Origin of the sequence: Terrabacter carboxydivorans (genome assembly GCF_039532035.1) — a bacterium.
GTDB lineage: Bacteria > Actinomycetota > Actinomycetes > Actinomycetales > Dermatophilaceae > Terrabacter > Terrabacter carboxydivorans.
On record NZ_BAAARE010000032.1, the window covers coordinates 1 to 18,323 of the forward strand.

16 protein-coding genes and 1 tRNA gene are annotated in these 18,323 nt (G+C 71.7%); 8 read left to right on the forward strand and 9 right to left on the reverse strand.

The genetic code is table 11. The features are described from left to right. Window positions 1–258: 258 nt before the first annotated feature. The 8 genes from ABD297_RS21930 to ABD297_RS21965 all read right to left on the reverse strand — a co-directional run bounded on the left by ABD297_RS21930 (window position 259) and on the right by ABD297_RS21965 (window position 5,656). A complete protein-coding gene (locus ABD297_RS21930; protein ID WP_344257260.1) occupies window positions 259–1,455 on the reverse strand; it encodes an O-succinylhomoserine sulfhydrylase in 1,197 nt (398 codons plus the stop codon). Then, window positions 1,452–1,865: a rhodanese-like domain-containing protein gene (locus tag ABD297_RS21935; protein ID WP_344257261.1), complete on the reverse strand. Its 414-nt coding sequence runs from the start codon at window positions 1,863–1,865 to the stop codon at window positions 1,452–1,454. Before ABD297_RS21935 ends, ABD297_RS21930 begins: the two co-directional genes overlap by 4 nt. 24 nt (window positions 1,866–1,889) lie before the next feature. Continuing rightward, window positions 1,890–2,876 (reverse strand): reverse transcriptase-like protein, encoded by a 987-nt coding sequence (locus ABD297_RS21940; RefSeq protein WP_344257262.1) that lies wholly within the window; start codon window positions 2,874–2,876, stop codon window positions 1,890–1,892. A 10-nt stretch (window positions 2,877–2,886) separates the two neighbouring features. Further along, window positions 2,887–3,696 (reverse strand): zinc ribbon domain-containing protein, encoded by an 810-nt coding sequence (locus ABD297_RS21945; protein ID WP_344257263.1) that lies wholly within the window; start codon window positions 3,694–3,696, stop codon window positions 2,887–2,889. Further along, a complete protein-coding gene (locus ABD297_RS21950) occupies window positions 3,624–4,523 on the reverse strand; it encodes a Nif3-like dinuclear metal center hexameric protein (RefSeq protein ID WP_344257264.1) in 900 nt (299 codons plus the stop codon). Before ABD297_RS21950 ends, ABD297_RS21945 begins: the two co-directional genes overlap by 73 nt. A gap of 1 nt (window position 4,524) precedes the next feature. After that, a tRNA-Val gene (locus tag ABD297_RS21955) sits at window positions 4,525–4,597 on the reverse strand. A gap of 34 nt (window positions 4,598–4,631) precedes the next feature. Beyond that, entirely contained in the window at window positions 4,632–5,159 is a 528-nt protein-coding gene (locus ABD297_RS21960) for a peroxiredoxin (RefSeq protein WP_344257265.1), read from the reverse strand. Window positions 5,160–5,239: 80 nt separating this feature from the next. Next, on the reverse strand, window positions 5,240–5,656 hold the full coding sequence (locus tag ABD297_RS21965; RefSeq protein ID WP_142177571.1) for a DUF3052 family protein: 417 nt from the start codon (window positions 5,654–5,656) through the stop codon (window positions 5,240–5,242). 306 nt (window positions 5,657–5,962) lie between these two features. Here ABD297_RS21965 and aceE point away from each other — a divergent pair, with 306 nt between their 5' ends. Then, entirely contained in the window at window positions 5,963–8,734 is a 2,772-nt protein-coding gene (gene aceE, locus ABD297_RS21970) for a pyruvate dehydrogenase (acetyl-transferring), homodimeric type (protein ID WP_344257266.1), read from the forward strand. Window positions 8,735–8,928: 194 nt separating this feature from the next. Here the strand turns inward: aceE and ABD297_RS21975 are convergent, their stop codons facing one another. Continuing rightward, window positions 8,929–9,885: a type IV toxin-antitoxin system AbiEi family antitoxin domain-containing protein gene (locus tag ABD297_RS21975; protein WP_344257267.1), complete on the reverse strand. Its 957-nt coding sequence runs from the start codon at window positions 9,883–9,885 to the stop codon at window positions 8,929–8,931. A gap of 223 nt (window positions 9,886–10,108) precedes the next feature. On the opposite strand from ABD297_RS21975, the gene argG reads away from it, so the two are divergent. The 7 genes from argG to ABD297_RS22010 all read left to right on the forward strand — a co-directional run bounded on the left by argG (window position 10,109) and on the right by ABD297_RS22010 (window position 18,244). Further along, window positions 10,109–11,533, forward strand: coding sequence for an argininosuccinate synthase (argG, locus tag ABD297_RS21980; RefSeq protein WP_344257268.1), 1,425 nt, complete (start codon window positions 10,109–10,111; stop codon window positions 11,531–11,533). 180 nt (window positions 11,534–11,713) lie between these two features. Further along, window positions 11,714–12,715 (forward strand): ABC transporter ATP-binding protein, encoded by a 1,002-nt coding sequence (locus ABD297_RS21985; RefSeq protein WP_344257269.1) that lies wholly within the window; start codon window positions 11,714–11,716, stop codon window positions 12,713–12,715. Beyond that, entirely contained in the window at window positions 12,712–13,908 is a 1,197-nt protein-coding gene (locus ABD297_RS21990) for an ABC transporter permease (protein ID WP_344257270.1), read from the forward strand. Before ABD297_RS21985 ends, ABD297_RS21990 begins: the two co-directional genes overlap by 4 nt. A gap of 9 nt (window positions 13,909–13,917) precedes the next feature. Further along, the gene (locus ABD297_RS21995; RefSeq protein ID WP_344257271.1) at window positions 13,918–14,625 is read left to right on the forward strand and encodes a class I SAM-dependent methyltransferase; all 708 of its coding nucleotides are present in this window, start codon (window positions 13,918–13,920) and stop codon (window positions 14,623–14,625) included. A gap of 92 nt (window positions 14,626–14,717) precedes the next feature. After that, the gene (locus ABD297_RS22000; RefSeq protein ID WP_344257272.1) at window positions 14,718–16,061 is read left to right on the forward strand and encodes a PucR family transcriptional regulator; all 1,344 of its coding nucleotides are present in this window, start codon (window positions 14,718–14,720) and stop codon (window positions 16,059–16,061) included. Between the two features lie 46 nt (window positions 16,062–16,107). Continuing rightward, entirely contained in the window at window positions 16,108–17,040 is a 933-nt protein-coding gene (locus tag ABD297_RS22005; protein ID WP_344257273.1) for an ACP S-malonyltransferase, read from the forward strand. Window positions 17,041–17,188: 148 nt separating this feature from the next. Then, on the forward strand, window positions 17,189–18,244 hold the full coding sequence (locus tag ABD297_RS22010; RefSeq protein ID WP_344257274.1) for a beta-ketoacyl-ACP synthase III: 1,056 nt from the start codon (window positions 17,189–17,191) through the stop codon (window positions 18,242–18,244). Window positions 18,245–18,323: the final 79 nt, after the last annotated feature.

Below are 18,323 nucleotides of genomic sequence, written 5' to 3' on the forward strand. Positions count from 1 at the left end.
CTGCGTGGGCCGGCGCCAAGATCGACTACCTGATCGACCTCAACCACGCCGTCCTGTTCCACGATGACCAGCTCATCGCACACGTTCGCCTGGACCCCGAAACCCGCATCGACCACACGCCAGGCAACCGGACCTACCACCGAGTCACCAACCCTGACTGTCAGGCATGACCCTTCACCCTTGACAGGAATGTCCCTTCACAGGACACACGCCACGTCGCTGGCGCCATCACCTCGAACCAACGGCTGCGAGGAACTTTCAGCCCAGGGCGCGGCGCAGGTCGTCGACGAGGTCGCGCACGTCCTCCAGCCCGACCGAGACCCGCAGGACGCCGTCGGTGATGCCGACCGCCGCCCGGGCCTCGGGGGCGAGGCGGCGGTGCGTCGTCGTCGCCGGGTGGGTGATGAGCGACTTGGAGTCGCCGAGGTTGTTGGAGATGTCGATGACCTGCAGCGCGTTCATGAGGGCGAAGGCCTCGTCCTTGCCGCCGTCGAGCTCGAAGGTCACTACGGTGCCCGCCGCACGCATCTGCCGCTTGGCGAGCTCGTGCTGCGGGTGCGACTCGAGGAACGGGTGCACGACGCGCTTGACGCTCGGGTGCGACTCGAGGAAGCGAGCCACCTCCAGCGCACTGGCGGCCATCCGCTCGACGCGCAGCGACAGCGTCTCGAGGCCCTTGAGCAGCACCCAGGCGTTGAAGGGCGACATCGACGGGCCGGTGTGGCGCATGAGGTTCTGCACCGGGCCGTCGATGAACTCCTTGGGCCCGAGCACAGCGCCGCCGAGCGTGCGGCCCTGTCCGTCGATGTGCTTGGTGGCGGAGTAGACGACGATGTCGGCGCCGAAGTCGAGCGGCTTGGAGAAGACGGGCGTGCCGAAGACGTTGTCGACGACGACCTTCGCGCCGGCGGCGTGCGCCAGCTCGGTGACCGCCGCGATGTCGACGAGCTCCTGCATCGGGTTGCTCGGCGTCTCGAAGAAGACGGCGGTGGTGGGCTCGGAGAGCGCCTCGCGCCACTGGTCGAGGTCGGCCCCGTCGACGAAGACGGTCTCGACGCCCCAGCGCGGAAGGATCTCGTCGAGGATGACGAAGCACGAGCCGAAGAGGGCGCGCGAGGACACGACGCGGTCGCCCTGCCCGAGGAGGGCTGCGAGGGCGACAAAGACGGCAGACATGCCCGACCCGGTGGCGAAGCACGCCTCGGCGCCCTCGATCTGGCGCAGCCGCTCCTCGAACATCGTGACAGTGGGGTTGCCGTAGCGGGAGTAGACGAAGCGGTCGACGTCGCCCTTGAAGGCCGCCTCGGCGTCCTCGGCCGTGTCGTAGACGAAGCCGGAGGTCAGGTAGATCGCCTCGGACGTCTCCTCGAAACCACTGCGGGACAGCCCGGCCCGCACCGCGAGGGTGTCGGGACGCCAGGTCGCGGTCGGGTCGTTCACGTCGCCGCCGCTCATCCCTGCACCCACGGCAGCCCCGCGACCTTCCAGCCCGAGACCGAGCGGTGCCGCTGCTCGTCGTGCGGGCCCTCGAAACCGTCGAGGATGTTGTGCGAGCGCGTCCAGCCCTCACGGGTCGCGGCCTCGGCCGCGGCGACGGAGCGCACCCCGGAACGGCAGAGGAAGTAGACGGGGGCGTCCTTGGGCACGCCTGCCGCCGCGAGGTCGGCGGTGAAGCCGGCGTTGACCGCACCGTCCGGGAAGCGCTGCCACTCGACGAGGACGACGTCCTTGCCGGCAGCACTGAGGTCCGGCAGTCCGACGTAGAACCACTCGGCCCTCGTGCGCACGTCGACGAGCACCGCACCGGGCTCGTCGCGCAGGACCGACCAGGCCTGCTCGGGGGTCACGTCACCGGCATAGCTCATGGACCGAATATCGCACAGCGTCCGTCAGGCGAGATGAGCAGTCCGATTGGTGAAAGCCACCGACGCCGAACCGTCCTCCCAGACCTCGACGGCGGTCAGGCTGCCCGGCGCGGTGGCCAGGGCCCAGAAGCGCTCCACGGGGGTGCCGAGCACCTCGCTCAGCACCGAGAGCACGCCGCGCCGGCTCGTCACGGCGACGACGGTGCCGCCCGTCGCCACGAGCGAGTGGTATGCCGTGCGCACCCTCGCGTCGGCGCCGTCTCCGGGTGCCTGGCCGGACCAGGCGTCGGCGATCTCGGCGTGCACCCCGAGGGCGTCGGCGAGGTCGGAGGCGACCTTCTCGGCGAGGGCGTCGCCGGCCCCGACCACGGCCGCGCCGGACGGGACGAGCCCCCGGACGGCGGTGACGACGCGCGGGGTCACCGCGGCGTGGAGGGGAGCCTGGACGAGCAGCAGCCGCAGCGGCCGCACACCCTCCGGGAAGGCGCTGGCCGAAACCGCTTCTGGCGCAAGGTCGTCGGCGTCCTGGCCGTCCGGCTCACCCTCCGCCTGAGTGAGGATGCGGTGCACGCTCTTGCCGTCCATCGCGTCGTTGCTGAGGGCGTCGGCGTCCTTGTTCTTCTCGCGCGGGATCCACTCGAAGTCGACGCTGCCGCCGGCGTCGGAGATCTCCGCGCAGAGGTCGCGGGCCTCGAGGGCGAGACGGCGCATGTCCTCGTGCTTGATCTTCCAGCGGCCCGACATCTGCTCGACGACGAGCTTGGAGTCCATCCTGACGCGGACGCTCGCCCCGGGGTCGAGGTCGATGACCGCACGCAGCCCGGCGAGCAGGCCGGAGTACTCGGCGACGTTGTTGCTCGCCTGGCCCAGGGGCTCGGCCAGCTCGACGAGGACCGAGCCCGTCGTGGGGTCCCGCACGAGCGCGCCGTAGCCGGCGACACCGGGGTTGCCCCGGGAGCCGCCGTCGGCCTCGATGACGAGTCGGCGACCCGACCCCCGGGAGGCCGGCATCACCGACCGCTCACAGGCCGGACTCGCCCGTCCGGATCATGATGCGGCGGCACTCCTCGCAGCGCACGACCTCGTCCTCCGGGGCGTTGCGGATGCGGGAGAGGTCGACGTTGCCGAGCTCGAGCCGGCAGCCGCCGCAGCGACGGTGGCGCAGCTCGGCGGCTGCCAGGCCGCCGCTGCTCGCCCGGATCTTCTCGTAAAGCGCCACCAGGTCGTCACCGACCCCGGCGACGATGTCGGCGCGCCCGGCGGCGACCTTCTCGGCCTCGGCGTCGAGCGTGGTGACGGCTGCGTCGCGCTCGGACTCGAGGGCCTCGACGCGCGTGAGGAGCTCGGCGCGGCGGGCCTCGAGGTCGGTGACGCGTGCCGCGAGGGACTCGGACCGCTCCATCACCTCGAGCTCGACCTCCTCGAGCTCGGCCTGGCGCCGGGCGAGCGAGGTCAGCTCGTGCTGGAGGGCCTGCAGGTCCTTGGCGCTGCCCTGACCGGCGTCGAGGCGCTGCTGGTTGCGGGCCGCGCGGTCGCGCACGAGCTGGACGTCCTGGTCCGACTTCGTCAGCTCGCGCTGGACGTCACCGGCCGACGTGCGGGCGTTGACGATGTCCGTCTCGAGCGCACCGAGCTCGCGGCGGGCCGCCTCGACCGCGGGGGTCTGGGGCAGCGTCGCCTTGGCGTGCCTGATCTGGTCGAGGCGCGTGTCGATGGCCTGCAGGTCGAGCAGGCGCCACTGGCGGGACGGGTCGGCTTTCAGGACACACCTCCGGTTTCGGGAGCCACGCGGTCGTCCCGCGCGGCGTTCGCACCGACGACGAACGTCCACGGCTCGGTGCGGATGGTTGAGACTCTGGTCTCGACCCTAGTGGCTCCGGGAGCCTCCCCCAGCGCCGAGAGCAGTCGCTCACGACCGCTCTGCAGCCACAGCGACTCGGTGGCCCAGTGTCCGGCGTCGACGAGGTAGGGCGGCCCTCCGCGGGCCTCCTCGCGCGCCTCGAGGACCGGGTGGTGTCGCAGGTCGGCGGTGACGAAGACGTCGGCGCCGCTCGCACGCACGTCGTCGAAGCGGTCGTCGCCCGAGCCGCCCATCACCGCGACGGTGCTCACCATGGCATCGGGGTCACCGCTGACACGGATCCCGCCCGCCGTGGCCGGCAGCGCGGTAGCCACGACGTCGGCGAACTCCGCCAGGCTGACCGGCGACGAGAGCTCGCCGACCCGCCCGGGGGCCTGGTCGCCCTCGACGGACAGCGGGCGCTGGTCGCGCAGGCCCAGGGCGTCGGCCAGCACGGTCGAGACGCCGGGGTCGGCCACGTCGGCGTTCGTGTGCCCGACCCAGAGGGCGACTCCCGCGCGGACGAGCGCGGTGACCGAGGCCCCCTTGGCCGACGAGGTCGCGACCGAGTGCACCCCGCGCAGCAGCAGCGGGTGATGCGTCACGAGCAGGTCGGCGCCCCACCCGCGCGCGTCGTCGATGACGGCGAGCGTCGGGTCGAGCGCGAAGAGGATGCGGCGGACCGGCTGGTCGAGGTCGCCCGCCACGAGACCGACGCGGTCCCAGTCGGCAGCGCTCTCGAGGGGGTAGAGCGACTCCAGCGCCGCGACGACGTCGCGCAGGGACAGGTCGGTGTCGAGGTCGGCGGGATCGTGCACGTGGGCCCGGCCGGGCTCGAACCGACGACACCCGCGGTGTAAACGCGGTGCTCTACCAACTGAGCTACAGGCCCTCACTCACCGTCCGGGGTCACCGGCAGGCGGCGGTCAGCCTACGGCATCGCGCTGGCTCGCGCGGAGCGTCGCGAGCGCCTCCCGGTAGGCCAGGAAGTCGCGCCCCTGACCGATGCCACGGACCTCGGACCAGACGAGGCGCCCCGACCGGTCGAGCAGAAACGTCCCCCGCAGCGCGAAGCCGTCCTCGTCGTCGAGCACGCCGTACCGCCGGGCCACCTCGCCGTGCGGCCAGAAGTCGGACAGGAGCGGGAAGAAGTGGCCCTCGGCGTCGGCCCACGCCCGAAGCGTGTACATCGAGTCGCAAGACACCGCGAAGATCTGGATGTCGTCGTCCTGGAAGTCCTCGAGCCCGTCGCGGATCTCGCGCAGCTCGCCACGGCAGATGCCCGAGAACGCCGCCGGGTAGAAGACGACGACGGCGTTCTTGCGGTCGCGCACCGCTGAGAGGCTGACATCGACGCCGTACTGGTCGACGAGGGTGAAGTCCGGTGCCAGCTCGCCGACACCCAACGGGGCGGACGCCTGGCCCGGTGACACGGTCGGGTGCGCGTTCGTCATGGCGGCAAGTGTGACACCACCACCTCACCGCTCGCTCCACCCTCGACAGGCGACCGACGCGGTGGCGGGGTCGCGACCCGTCAGCGGCGCGGGCCCTTCGGCGGCATGAGCCGCGTCGCCGCCCACTCGGCCGCCACGTTGACCTGGCCGCCGGTCGTCAGGCCCGCCGTCGAGGCCGCCTCCTCGACGACGCTGGCATCGACATGTCCGGCCCGTCCGGCCTTGGGCGTCAGCAGCACGATGAACCCCTGGTCGAAGAGCTTCGTCAACCCGTCGACCATGAGGTCGACGAGGTCGTCGTCGCCGTCGCGGTACCAGAGCAGCACCCCGTCCGCGCCGTCGTTGAAGTCCTCGTCCTCGAGCTCGGTCCCGATGACGTCCTCGAGCCCGAACCGCAGGTCGTCGTCGACGTCGTCGTCATAGCCGAACTCCTGGATGACCTGCCCCTTGGCAAATCCGAGCTTGCTGAAGGACGCCGCTCCCGCGGTCTCGCTCACTGTCACCGGTCCTCTCGATCGTCGTGCACTCGTGCTTCGGTCGTGGCGCTGGTGCCACGACATCAGTGCATCGGCTCCGACGCTATCGCGCAAGGTGGGGTTCGTCCGGGACAACCGCCCACGCCGCGCCCGACGGCGCGAGGGAGCCCACGGCATACCACCGCGGAGGACTCGGCGCACGCGATGCCGCACCCCAGGAGGCGGACCCAGTTGTGACGGTCGCCACGGTTGGGTAGAGGATGGGTGGTGCAGCGCCGTGGCCGACCGGCCGCGGGCGCCGCCTCGCGACGAGAAAGGACCCACGACGTGGCATCCGAGGCCGGACCGATCCTCAACGGCATCCCCAGTCAGCTCCCGGACATCGACCCGGACGAGACGCAGGAGTGGATCGACTCCCTCGACGCCGTCCTCGACGAGAAGGGCCGGACGCGTGCGCGCTACATCATGCTCAAGCTCATCGAGCGCGCGCGCCAGCAGCAGGTCGGCGTCCCGTCCCTGACGGCGACCGACTACATCAACACGATCCCGCCGGAGCGCGAGCCGTGGTTCCCGGGCGACGAGGACGTCGAGCGCGAGATGCGCCGCTACATCCGCTGGAACGCCGCGGTCATGGTGCACCGCGCCCAGCGGCCGGGCATCGGAGTCGGTGGCCACATCTCCACGTACGCGTCGGCCGCGACGCTCTACGAGGTGGGCATGAACCACTTCTTCCGCGGCAAGGACCACCCCGGCGGCGGCGACCAGGTCTACTTCCAGGGCCACGCCTCCCCCGGCATGTACGCCCGCAGCTTCCTCGAGGGCCACCTGACCGAGGCGCAGCTCGACGGCTTCCGCCAGGAGAAGAGCCACCTCGTCGACGGCAACGTCGAGGCCGTCCCGTCCTACCCGCACCCGCGGCTGCTCCCCAGCTACTGGGAGTTCCCGACGGTGTCGATGGGCATCGGCCCGATGAACGCCATCTACCAGGCGCAGTTCAACAAGTACCTCCACAACCGCGGCATCAAGGACACCAGCCAGCAGGACGTGTGGGCCTTCCTCGGCGACGGCGAGATGGACGAGCCCGAGTCGCGCGGCCTGCTCCAGCTGGCGGCCAACGAGGAGCTGGACAACCTCAACTTCGTCATCAACTGCAACCTGCAGCGCCTCGACGGACCCGTCCGCGGCAACGGCAAGATCATCCAGGAGCTCGAGGCGTTCTTCCGCGGCGCCGGCTGGAACGTCATCAAGGTCGTGTGGGGCCGCGGGTGGGACCCGCTGCTCGCCGCCGACCGCGACGGCGCTCTCGTCCACGTCATGAACCAGACGAGCGACGGCGACTACCAGACCTTCCGCGCCAACGACGGCAAGTACGTCCGCGACCACTTCTTCGGGCGCGACCCGCGCACCGCCAAGATGGTCGAGGGCTGGAGCGACGACCAGGTCTGGTGGGACCTCAAGCGCGGCGGCCACGACTACCGCAAGGTCTACGCGGCCTACAAGGCGGCGCGTGAGCACACCGGCCAGCCGACCGTCATCCTCGCCAAGACGATCAAGGGCTACAGCCTCGGGTCGCACTTCGCCGGCCGCAACGCCACGCACCAGATGAAGAAGATGACGCTGGACGACCTCAAGGCCTTCCGCGACAGCCTCCGCATCCCGATCACCGACGAGCAGCTCGAGGCCAACCCCTACCAGCCGCCGTACTACCACCCCGGCGCCGACAGCGAGGTCATCAAGTACTCGATCGACCGTCGCCAGAAGCTCGGTGGCACGCTGCCGAGCCGTCGCGTCGACTTCGAGCCGGTCAAGCTGCCCGGCGACGAGGCCTACACCCAGGTCAAGAAGGGCTCGGGCAAGCAGGAGGTCGCCACGACGATGGCCTTCGTGCGCCTGCTCAAGGACCTGCTGCGCGACAAGGAGTTCGGCCCGCGCATCGTGCCGATCATTCCCGACGAGGCGCGCACCTTCGGCATGGACGCGTTCTTCCCCACGATCAAGATCTACAACCCCAACGGGCAGAACTACACGCCGGTCGACGCCGAGCTGATGCTCGCCTACCGCGAGAACGTCAGCGGGCAGATCCTGCACCTCGGCATCAACGAGGCCGGCTCGCTCGCGGCGTTCACGGCGGCCGGCACGTCCTACGCGACGCACGGCAAGCCGATGATCCCGATCTACGTCTTCTACTCGATGTTCGGCTTCCAGCGCACGGGCGACTCGATCTGGGCGGCTGCCGACCAGATGACGCGCGGCTTCCTCATCGGCGCCACGGCGGGTCGCACGACGCTCACCGGCGAGGGACTCCAGCACGCCGACGGGCACAGCCCGCTGCTCGCCTCGACGAACCCTGCCGTCGTGCACTACGACCCGGCCTACGGCTACGAGATCGCGCACATCGTGCAGGACGGCCTCAAGCGGATGTACGGCGAGGGCAAGACTCCCGAGGAGTCGAACGTCATCTACTACCTCACCGTCTACAACGAGCCGATCCAGCAGCCCAAGGAGCCCGAGGACGTCGATGTCGAGGGCATCCTGCGCGGCATGCACAAGATCGCGCCGGCCAACACCGAGGGCTGGACGCACGAGGCGCCGCGCGCGCAGATCCTCGGCTCGGGCGTCGGTGTGCCGTGGGCGCTCGAGGCGCAGCAGCTGCTCGCCGACGACTGGGGTGTGGCCGCCGACGTGTGGTCCGTGACCTCGTGGAACGAGCTGCGCCGCGACGGCCTCGCCGCCGACGAGCACGAGTTCCTCAACCCCGGCGAGACGCCCGTCAAGCCGTGGGTCACCCAGTGCCTCGAGGGCACCGAGGGCCCGGTCGTGGGCGTGTCCGACTACATGCGGGCCGTCCAGGACCAGATCCGCGAGTGGGTGCCCGGCACCTACGCGACGCTCGGCGCGGACGGCTTCGGCTTCTCCGACACCCGTGCGGCGGCGCGTCGCTTCTTCAAGATCGACGGACCGTCGGTCGCGGTGCGCACCCTGCAGCTGCTCGCCAAGGACGGCAAGGTCGACGCCGACGTCCCGCGTCGGGCCGCCGAGAAGTACCGCCTCGACGACGTCACCGCCGGCACGTCCGGCAACGCGGGTGGCGAGAGCTGACGCTCGACCGCTGACGTATGCCGTGTGGCCCGGTCCCTGCCCAGGGGCCGGGCCACACGTCTACCCGGCCGCGACCCAGGCCGTGCGCTTGTCGTCCCCCTGCGGACGGTTTCCGAATGCCGGTGACCCCGTGCGCTTGTCTTCACCCCACGCTGATGGATCTGGCCCGAGCGACGCCGAACGCAGGGCGTGTGTCAGGCCGCGGCGGCCAGGGCCGACCGGACTCGCGCCAGGACCACCTGGGGTCGGGCCAGGTCGGCCCAGACGACACGGACCACGACCCATCCCGCGCGGCGCAACGCGTCCTCCCGCTGCTTCTCCGCGAACAGGGCCCGGCCGTCGCCTCCGTACTTCACGGCTCCGTCGAACTCGACCAGGACCCGGGTGCCGCGGATGCGGAAGTCCGGACGGGAGAGGCGGCCCTCCACGACCATCTCGACCTGCGGCTCGAGGGCGAAGCCGAGCGAGCGCAGCAGGTGCGCGGTCCGCGTCTCGCCCGGCGACTCGTGCCTGGCGTCGACCCACGGCAACGCCGCCCGCACAGGGCCGATCCCGGTGTGGCCGCGGAAGAGGCCGGAAACGTCCGACAGCTCGTCGGGCGTCGTAGAACCGCGGCGCACCGCGACGTCCGCCGGCACGAGGAACGCCTCGGGTCCTGCAACCAGACCTGCCTGCAGCAGCGACACCGCCACCGGCAGGACCGCCGGCCGTGCGCCTCCGGGCCTTTCGTCCGCGGGTGCGAGCCTCAGTCCCGCGAGGGGCTCGTGCACCACCACCCCTGGACGGCGCACCGTGGCGTTGCGCCGGTAGGCGTCCCCGGTCTCCCGGTCGGCGCGTACGGGGTCCACGACGGAGGTCAGGTGCACGGTGCGGAGGTCTGCGGCATACGTCGGCAGACCGGCGAGCAGCAGGCGCGAGTGGTGGCTCACGGCGGCACGTCCGGCGTACTGGCGGCCGAGCGCCCGCGCCGTGAGCACGTGCAGGCGTTCCGGCTCGACCACGGCGCCGTCTCGGACCGCGAACCAGCCGCGGGTCAGCCGCAGGCAGCGCCCCTGCCGGACCAGACGTCGCAGGGCGTTCGAGTCCAGTCCGACCAGTGCCGCGTCCGCTGTCGAGAAGACACCGTCTCGCGCGATCTGCTCAAGATCCATGGCGCCACGGTGCCGGAGTAGCACCGGCCGGCGGCCGCCCCCATCAGCCCCTGTGGATCGGAGGCGTCGCGGCGTCGGGGGTGTGGAGGACCGTCACGCCGTGCGCTTGCGGCTACGCCATGCACGCGGGTCAGCGTGGGGTCACGCGAAACGCACGGCATACGGGAGCGAGGGGCTGGACCGCGATTGGATAGGTATGCGTCGCTGTGCATATACTTGCATCATGTCCAAGGTCCTCACGTCGCTGCCCGTCGGTGAGCGTGTCGGCATCGCCTTCTCGGGCGGTCTCGACACCTCTGTTGCTGTTGCCTGGATGCGTGAGAAGGGCGCCGTGCCGTGCACCTACACGGCCGACCTCGGGCAGTACGACGAGCCCGACATCGACTCCGTCCCCGGCCGCGCCGGCCAGTACGGTGCCGAGATCAGCCGCCTCGTCGACTGCAAGACCGCGCTCGTCGAGGAGGGCCTGTCGGCCATCGCGTGCGGCGCGTTCCACATTCGCAGCGGCGGCAAGACCTACTTCAACACCACTCCCCTGGGCCGCGTCGTCACCGGCACGCTGCTCGTGCGCGCCATGCAGGACGACGGCGTCTCGATCTGGGGCGACGGCTCGACCTTCAAGGGCAACGACATCGAGCGGTTCTATCGCTACGGCCTGATGGCCAACCCGAGCCTGCGCATCTACAAGCCGTGGCTCGACGCCGACTTCGTCACCGAGCTCGGTGGCCGGCACGAGATGTCCGAGTGGCTGACGGCCCGCGAGCTGCCCTACCGCGCGAGCGCCGAGAAGGCGTACTCCACCGACGCGAACATCTGGGGCGCGACGCACGAGGCCAAGACGCTCGAGTTCCTCGACGAGTCCATCGAGGTCGTCGAGCCGATCATGGGCGTCAAGTTCTGGGACCCGTCGGTCGCCATCGAGACCGAGGACGTCACGGTGCGCTGGGAGCGCGGGCGTCCCGTCGCGATCAACGGCGAGGAGTATGCCGACGCCGTGGCTCTCGTCGACGCCGCCAACCGCATCGGTGGCCGTCACGGCCTCGGCATGAGCGACCAGATCGAGAACCGCATCATCGAAGCGAAGTCGCGCGGCATCTACGAGGCCCCGGCCATGGCGCTGCTGCACATCACCTACGAGCGGCTCCTCAACGCGATCCACAACGAGGACACGATCGCCAACTACCACGCCGAGGGCCGCAAGCTGGGCCGCCTTCTCTACGAGGGCCGCTGGCTCGACCCGCAGTCGCTCATGGTGCGCGAGTCGCTCCAGCGCTGGGTCGCCTCCGCCGTCACCGGCGAGGTCACCATCCGGCTGCGCCGCGGCGACGACTGGTCGATCATCAACACGTCCGGCCCCGCCTTCAGCTACCACCCCGAGAAGCTGTCGATGGAGCGCACCGAGGACGCCGCCTTCGGGCCGGTCGACCGCATCGGCCAGCTGACGATGCGCAACCTCGACATCGCCGACTCGCGCGCCAAGCTCGAGCTGTATGCCGCCCAGGGCCTGCTCGGTGCCCACGCGCACGAGCTCGTCGGCGAGCTCGCCCCCGGCGGCGCGGCGGCCATCTCGGCCAACCCGTCGGCCGCCGACGTCGACGAGCAGGACGACGCGCTCGACCGCGCCGCCATGGAGTTCGGCACCGACTGACGCGACCGCAGAGCCGCGTCGGGCTGCGGGGTGGTCCACATCGGGCCTCCCCGGTCGGGCCGGGCGGCTCAGCCGGCTCAGCCGGCTCGGCCGGCGCCGCAAGGGCTCCGGCCGGGCTCCGTTCGTCACATCGCCGGTGCAACCGATGTGGCCGCACGCCCCCGGCGCTAGCGTTGAGACATGGCCCTGGCGGCCCGCGACGTGGCGTACTCCTACGGCGACCGGGTGGCGCTCGACGGCGTCGACCTCGAGATCTCCCCCGGCGTCCTCACCGGTCTGCTCGGACCAAACGGGGCCGGCAAGACCACGCTGATGCGCATCCTGCTCGGCGTGCTGACCCCGGATCGTGGCGAGGTGCTCGTCGACGGGGTGCCTGTCGACAGCGAGGCGCGGCAGCACTGGGGCTACATGCCGCAGGAGCGCGGCCTCTACCCGGGCATGCAGGTCGGTGACCAGGTCGTCTACTTCGGCCGCCTGCACGGGCTCAGCCGCCCGGAGACCACTGCACGGGCGCGCGAGCTTCTCGACGAGCTGGGCCTGACGGACCGTTGGGACCAGCGCACCGACAAGCTGTCCGGTGGCCTCCAGCAGCGGCTGCAGCTCGCCACCGCCCTCGTCCACGCGCCGGGGGTGATCGTCCTCGACGAGCCGTTCGCGGGGCTGGACCCGGTCGCCGTCGCCGAGCTGTCCGACAGCCTGCGCGAGCGCGCCCGCTCCGGGTGCGTCGTCCTCTTCTCGAGCCACCAGCTCGACCTGGTCCAGAACCTCTGCGAGGACATCGTCCTCGTCAACGCGGGGCGCGTCGTCCTGCGCGGACGGCTCGCCGGGCTGCGGGCGGCGTCGTCAGGCGTCCAGCTGCGCCTCAACGTGCGCGCGCCCGACCGACGGTGGCTCGACCGCTTCCAGGGCGCCGCGGTCGTCAGCGAGGAGGCGGACGAGGTGCGGATCGCCATTCCGCCGGGCACTGACCCGCTCGACGTGCTCGACGGCGCGCGGGCGGCCGGGCGGGTGGACGACTTCGGCCTCGACCTGCCGTCCCTCTCGCAGCTCTTCCTCGAGTCCGTCGGCTCCGAAGCGTCGGCCGGGTCGGACGGGTTGGTCGGCTCGTCTCGCGTGAGCACCGCGCGTGGCGCGGAGCCGGTCGGCCCCGTCGAGGCCCGTCGGGGAGGGACGACACGATGACCTGGTGGCACGGCACGTCGCTCGTCCTCAGTCGCGGCCTGCGCGAGCAGCTCCGGTCCAAGACCTTCAAGATCGTGACGGGCGTGCTGCTGCTGCTCTCGATCGGCGCTGTGGTGGTGCCGCGGCTCATCACGGGTGGCCCGCCCACCTACACCCTCGCGACCGTCGGCCGTGCGCCCGTCGCGCTCACCACGGCCCTGGGGTCGGCGGCCAGGTCGGCCGACTTCCGCACGACCTACGTCGTGCGGACGGACGAGGTCGGCGTCAGGTCCGCCGTGCAGCGGGGCGAGGCGACCGTGGGGCTGGCGGGCGAGCGCATGTACGTCGCCGAACGGACCGCAGGGCCCTTCCCGGGCATCGTCGCCCAGTCCCTCGTCCGGATCGAGACCCTGCGCGTGCTGACCGACCTGGGCCTGACGAACGCGCAGGTCGCGCGGCTCGACTCCGTGCGGCCGCCCGAGCAGGTCTTCGTCGCCTCCGCCCAGGACCAGGGCCGGGCCAACGTCGGGTATGCCGTGGGGCTCGTGCTCTACCTCGCCCTCCTCTTCAGCGGGCAGGTCATCTCGATGACGGTGGCGACCGAGAAGGCCAGCCGCATCTCCGAGGTGCTCCTGGCCGTCCTGCGACCGAGCCAGGTCCTCGTCGGAACCGTCCTCGCCGTCGCGACGGTGGCGACCCTCCAGCTGCTCGTGCTGGCCGTGCCGGTCCTCGTCGGGGCGTCGGTGACGGGGTCGTCATGGCTGCCCGCCGTAGCAGCGCCCGACCTCGCCCTGGCGATCACGTGGTTCGTGCTGGGCTTCTGCCTCTTCGCCTTCCTCTACGCCGCCGGCGGGGCGCTCGTCGACAAGGTGACCGAGGCCGGCACCGCGGTCCTGCCGGTGACGATGCTCATCATCGCCGGCTACATGCTCGGCGTCATCGTCGTCATCGGGAGCCCGAGCTCGGCCTGGAGCGTCGTCGTCTCGCTCTTCCCGCTCACGGCCCCGCTGACGATGCCGATCCGCTGGGCGTCGGGTGAGGTCCCCGTCTACCAGCTGGCCCTGTCCCTGCTGCTCACGGCGCTGGCCGGGCTCGGCAGCATCTGGCTCGCGTCGACGGTCTACCGTCGGGCCCTGGTCATCACCGGGCACCGGGTGCGTCTGCTCGAGCTGTTCCGGCGCGGTGGCGGATCGGGTCACCGGCGATCCCGGTAGCGTCCCGGGATGCACGAGATGACCGACCGACGCCAGATGGGCGAGCAGTACGGCAGCACCGCGCGCCTCGAGACGCGCCGGAGCGTGTGGGGCCCCGGGCCGGAGGGCGTGTCCCCCGTCGACGTCCTCCGGACCCTCGTGGTGTCGTCCCGGGCCAGCCGCATCATCGAGATCGGCTGCGGCACAGGCGCGTTCGCTCGGTCGGTCCTCGAGGAGGCACCTGGCGTCGACTACGTCGCGACCGACCTCTCCCCCGCCATGGTCGCGGCCACGCGCGCCCTCGGCGTCACCGCCGAGGTCGCGCCCGCCGACGACCTGCCCTTCGACGACGGGTCCTTCGACGGAGGTGTCGCCGCCTGGATGCTCTACCACGTGCCCGACCTCGACGGCACGGTTCGGGAGCTGCGCCGGGTCCTGCGCGACGGCGGCACGCTGCACGTCGCCACCAACGGCCGCGAGCACCTGGCCGACCTGCTCCGCGAGGCCGGCGGCGAGCCGCTCGTCACCCAGTTCATGTCCGAGAACGCCGCCGAGGTGCTGGGGCGCCACTTCGCGCACGTCAGCCGCCGCGACGTCGAGACCCGTGCGACCTTCGCCGACCACGAGGCCGCCCGCGGCTACCTCGCCACCTTCTCCCCCGAGCTCGCCGACGCGCTCCCGACCTTCGAGGGACCGAGGACGTATGCCGGCCGCACCGCGGTGCTCTCGGCGCACTGACCGGGTCGCCACCACACGCTCACCGCACGCGTCGACACGTCGTTTGTGAACGGCATACAAAGTCGATGGCTGGGCAGCCCTAGGCTGGCACCGTGACCGGCCGGCGACAGCACCCGAGCGAGGCGACCTCGCGCGCCGTCGAGCGCAGCGCTGGAGAGCTGTCCACCCTCGCCTCCCAGCGCATGGATGAGCACCTGCGTTGGTACCGCGAGCTCTCGGCCGAGGAGCGTTCGCAAGTCGGCCTCGTCGCGCAGGCCGGCATCTCGCAGTTCATCGCCTGGTTCCACCAGGAGGAGAGCCACCAGCCGTCGGCCATCTCGATCTTCGCCAACGCGCCTCAGGAGCTGACCCGGTCGGTGAGCCTGCGCCAGACCCTCGACCTCGTGCGCACCGTCGTCGACGTCGTCGAGTCACGGGTCGAGAGCCTCGCCGGTCCCGGCGACGAGCAGCTGCTGCGCGAGTCGGTCCTGCGCTTCTCGCGCGAGATCGCCTTCGCGGCGGCCGAGGTCTACGCCGGCGCCGCTGAGGCGCGCGGTGCGTGGGACGCCCGGCTCGAGGCGCTCGTCGTCGACGCCGTGCTCCGCGGCGAGGCGGACGACTCGATGCAGTCGCGGGCGAGCGCCCTGGGATGGGGCGACGTCGCCGACGTCACCTTCGTCGTCGGCAGCACGCCCACCGTCCCCGGCGGCGCCGTCCCGGCCGTCGACGACCTGCGCAGGGCGGTCCGTCAGCACCGCGTCGAGGCGCTGGCGATCGTCCAACGCTCGCGCCTCATCGCGATCCTCGGCGGCACGCGCGAGGCCACCCGCGTCGTCGAGGACGTCGCCGACTGCTTCGGACCGGGTCCGATCGTCGTCGGCCCGACGGTGCCGCACCTCTTCGCCGCCGGCCGGTCGGCCCGTGCCGCCCTGAGCGGTCTCGCCGCGGCGGCGGCCTGGCCCGACGCCCCACGAGTCCTCGAGTCCGACGTGGTCCTGCCCGAGCGGGCACTCGCCGGGGACCCGCCGGCCCGGCGGATCCTCGTCGAGCGCATTCACCGCCCCCTCGCTGCAGCGAGCCACGCCCCGCTGCTCCAGACGGCCACGGCCTACCTCGAGACGGGAGGCTCCCTCGAGGCGAGCGCACGGGCCCTCTTCGTGCATCCCAACACGGTGCGCTACCGGCTCGGGCGCATCTCGGAGGTGACCGGCTACGACCTCGCCTCGCCCCGCGAGGCCTGGACCGTACGCATCGCCCTGGCCCTCGGTCGGCTCGCTGCGACTCCCGGACCCACGACGGCCGCCGCCACCGCTTCGGCCACGAGCGCGGCTGGTCCGGCCCCCTCCGAGGCACGCCGGACCCGTGCGGAGCCCCGTCAGCGACGCACAGCCTCCCCAGACACTGCGGCCCAAGGTCCATTGGAGGAAACCTCCAAACTATCCACGCCGAATTCGTGACATTCGGTGGCGATGTCCTCGCCGGTAACCGGGAAAGGTTGACCTCGTGCTAGCGATCGTGTGCCCCGGACAGGGCTCCCAGACTCCCGGCTTCCTCACCCCTTGGCTCGAGCTCGACGGGGTGCGCGAGCAGCTGACCGCGCTCGGCCGAGCAGCCGACCTCGACCTCGTCGCGCACGGCACCGAGTCCGACGCCGACACCATCAAGGACACCGCCGTCGCCCAGCCGCTCATCGTGGCCGCCGGGCTGGTCACCGCCTCGGCCCTCTTCCCGGCGCGCCAGGACCTGGCCGCCACGGGCGCCGTCCTCGCCGGGCACTCGGTGGGCGAGCTCACGGCCACCGCGCTCGCCGGCGTCGTCACCGACGAGCAGGCCATCTCGCTCGTCGCGACCCGTGGCCGCGCCATGGCGCAGGCCAGTGCGGTCACCCCGACCGGCATGGCCGCCGTGCTCGGCGGTGACCCCGACGAGGTGCTGGCCGCCCTCGAGGCCCACGGCCTGACGCCCGCCAACATCAACGGCGCCGGCCAGGTCGTGGCCGCCGGCACGCTCGAGCAGGTCGCGGCGCTGCGCGACGCCGCCCCGGCCAAGGCGCGGGTCATCCCGCTCCAGGTCGCGGGCGCCTTCCACACCACGCACATGGCGCCGGCGGTCGACGCCCTTGCTGCCGCTGCGGCCGACGTCACCCCGTCCGCGCCGACGCTGCGACTGCTGTCCAACGCCGATGGCGCCAGCGTGGCCGACGGCCCCGACGCGCTCGACCGCCTCGTGCGCCAGGTCAGCAACCCGGTGCGCTGGGACCGGTGCATGGAGACCATGCTCGCGCTCGGCGTGACCGGCCTGCTCGAGCTGGCACCCGCCGGCACCCTCGTGGGTCTGGCCAAGCGGGCCATGCCCGGCGTCGAGACCCTCGCCGTCAAGACCCCCGACGACCTCGAGGCCGCCCGGACCCTCATCGGGGCCCACGCGTCCCCGTGACGGACCATGACTGGCGCGGCGCCCCCGAGAGGGGCACGCTCATGAGGAGGCCGCCAACCGGCGACGGAGATCCCGTCACCGGACCGCCCCGGCGTCCGTCACAGCACCCTCTGACCCACCTGAACCCTCACCCTCGAGAAGGCCTCACGTGACATCCCCCAGCGCCACCGCGCCGACGCCCAAGGGCACCGGCACCCTCGTCGACAACGGCGCCGCGCGCCACTCGCGGATCCTCGGCGTCGGCGCCTACCGCCCGGCCCGCGTCGTCATGAACTCCGAGATCGTCGACAAGATCGACTCGAGCGACGAGTGGATCCGCGAACGGTCCGGCATCATCAGCCGCCACTTCGCCGCCGACGACGAGAGCGTCATCGACATGGCGGAGGCGGCCTCCCGCCAGGCCCTCGAGCACGCCGGCATCGCGCCGGAGCAGATCGGCTTCGTCCTCGTCGCCACGGTCACGCACCCGTACCAGACGCCCGCTGCCGCGCCGGAGCTCGCGTCGCGGCTCGGCTCCACGGCCCCGGCCCTCGACATCTCCGCCGCCTGCGCCGGCTACTGCTACGGCGTGGCCATGGCGAGCGACATGGTCAAGGGCGGCTCGGCCGACTACGTCCTCGTCGTCGGCGTCGAGAAGCTCAGCGACTTCACCGACCCCTACGACCGGGGCAGCGCCTTCATCTTCGGCGACGGGGCGGGCGCCTGCATCGTCGGTCCCAGCGACACCCCCGGCATCGGCCCGACCGTCTGGGGCTCCGACGGCACGCAGCGCGACGCCATCACCCAGAAGCAGGCCTGGACCGACGTGCGCGAGTCGTGGCAGTCCGCGCAGGCCGACAAGAACGTGTGGCCCGCCATCGGCATGGCCGGACAGACGGTGTTCCGCTGGGCTGTCTGGGGCATGGCCCCGGTCGCGCAGCAGGCCATCGACAAGGCCGGCATCAAGGCCGACGACCTCGACGCCTTCATCCCGCACCAGGCCAACATCCGCATCATCGACGCGATGGTCAAGCAGCTCAAGCTGCCCGCCGACATCCCGGTGGCCCGTGACATCGTCACGACCGCCAACACCTCGGCGGCCTCCATCCCGATCGCGACGACACGCATGCTCGCCGAGAAGGAGATCCCCAGCGGCGGCCTCGCGCTCCAGATCGGCTTCGGTGCCGGCCTCGTGTATGCCGCGCAGGTCGTCGTGCTGCCCTGAGCACACCCGGCACGGGCAGTCCCCACGCTCCCGCCGGTCCCGACGGGTCATTTCGGGCCACGGAACGACAACCACCAGG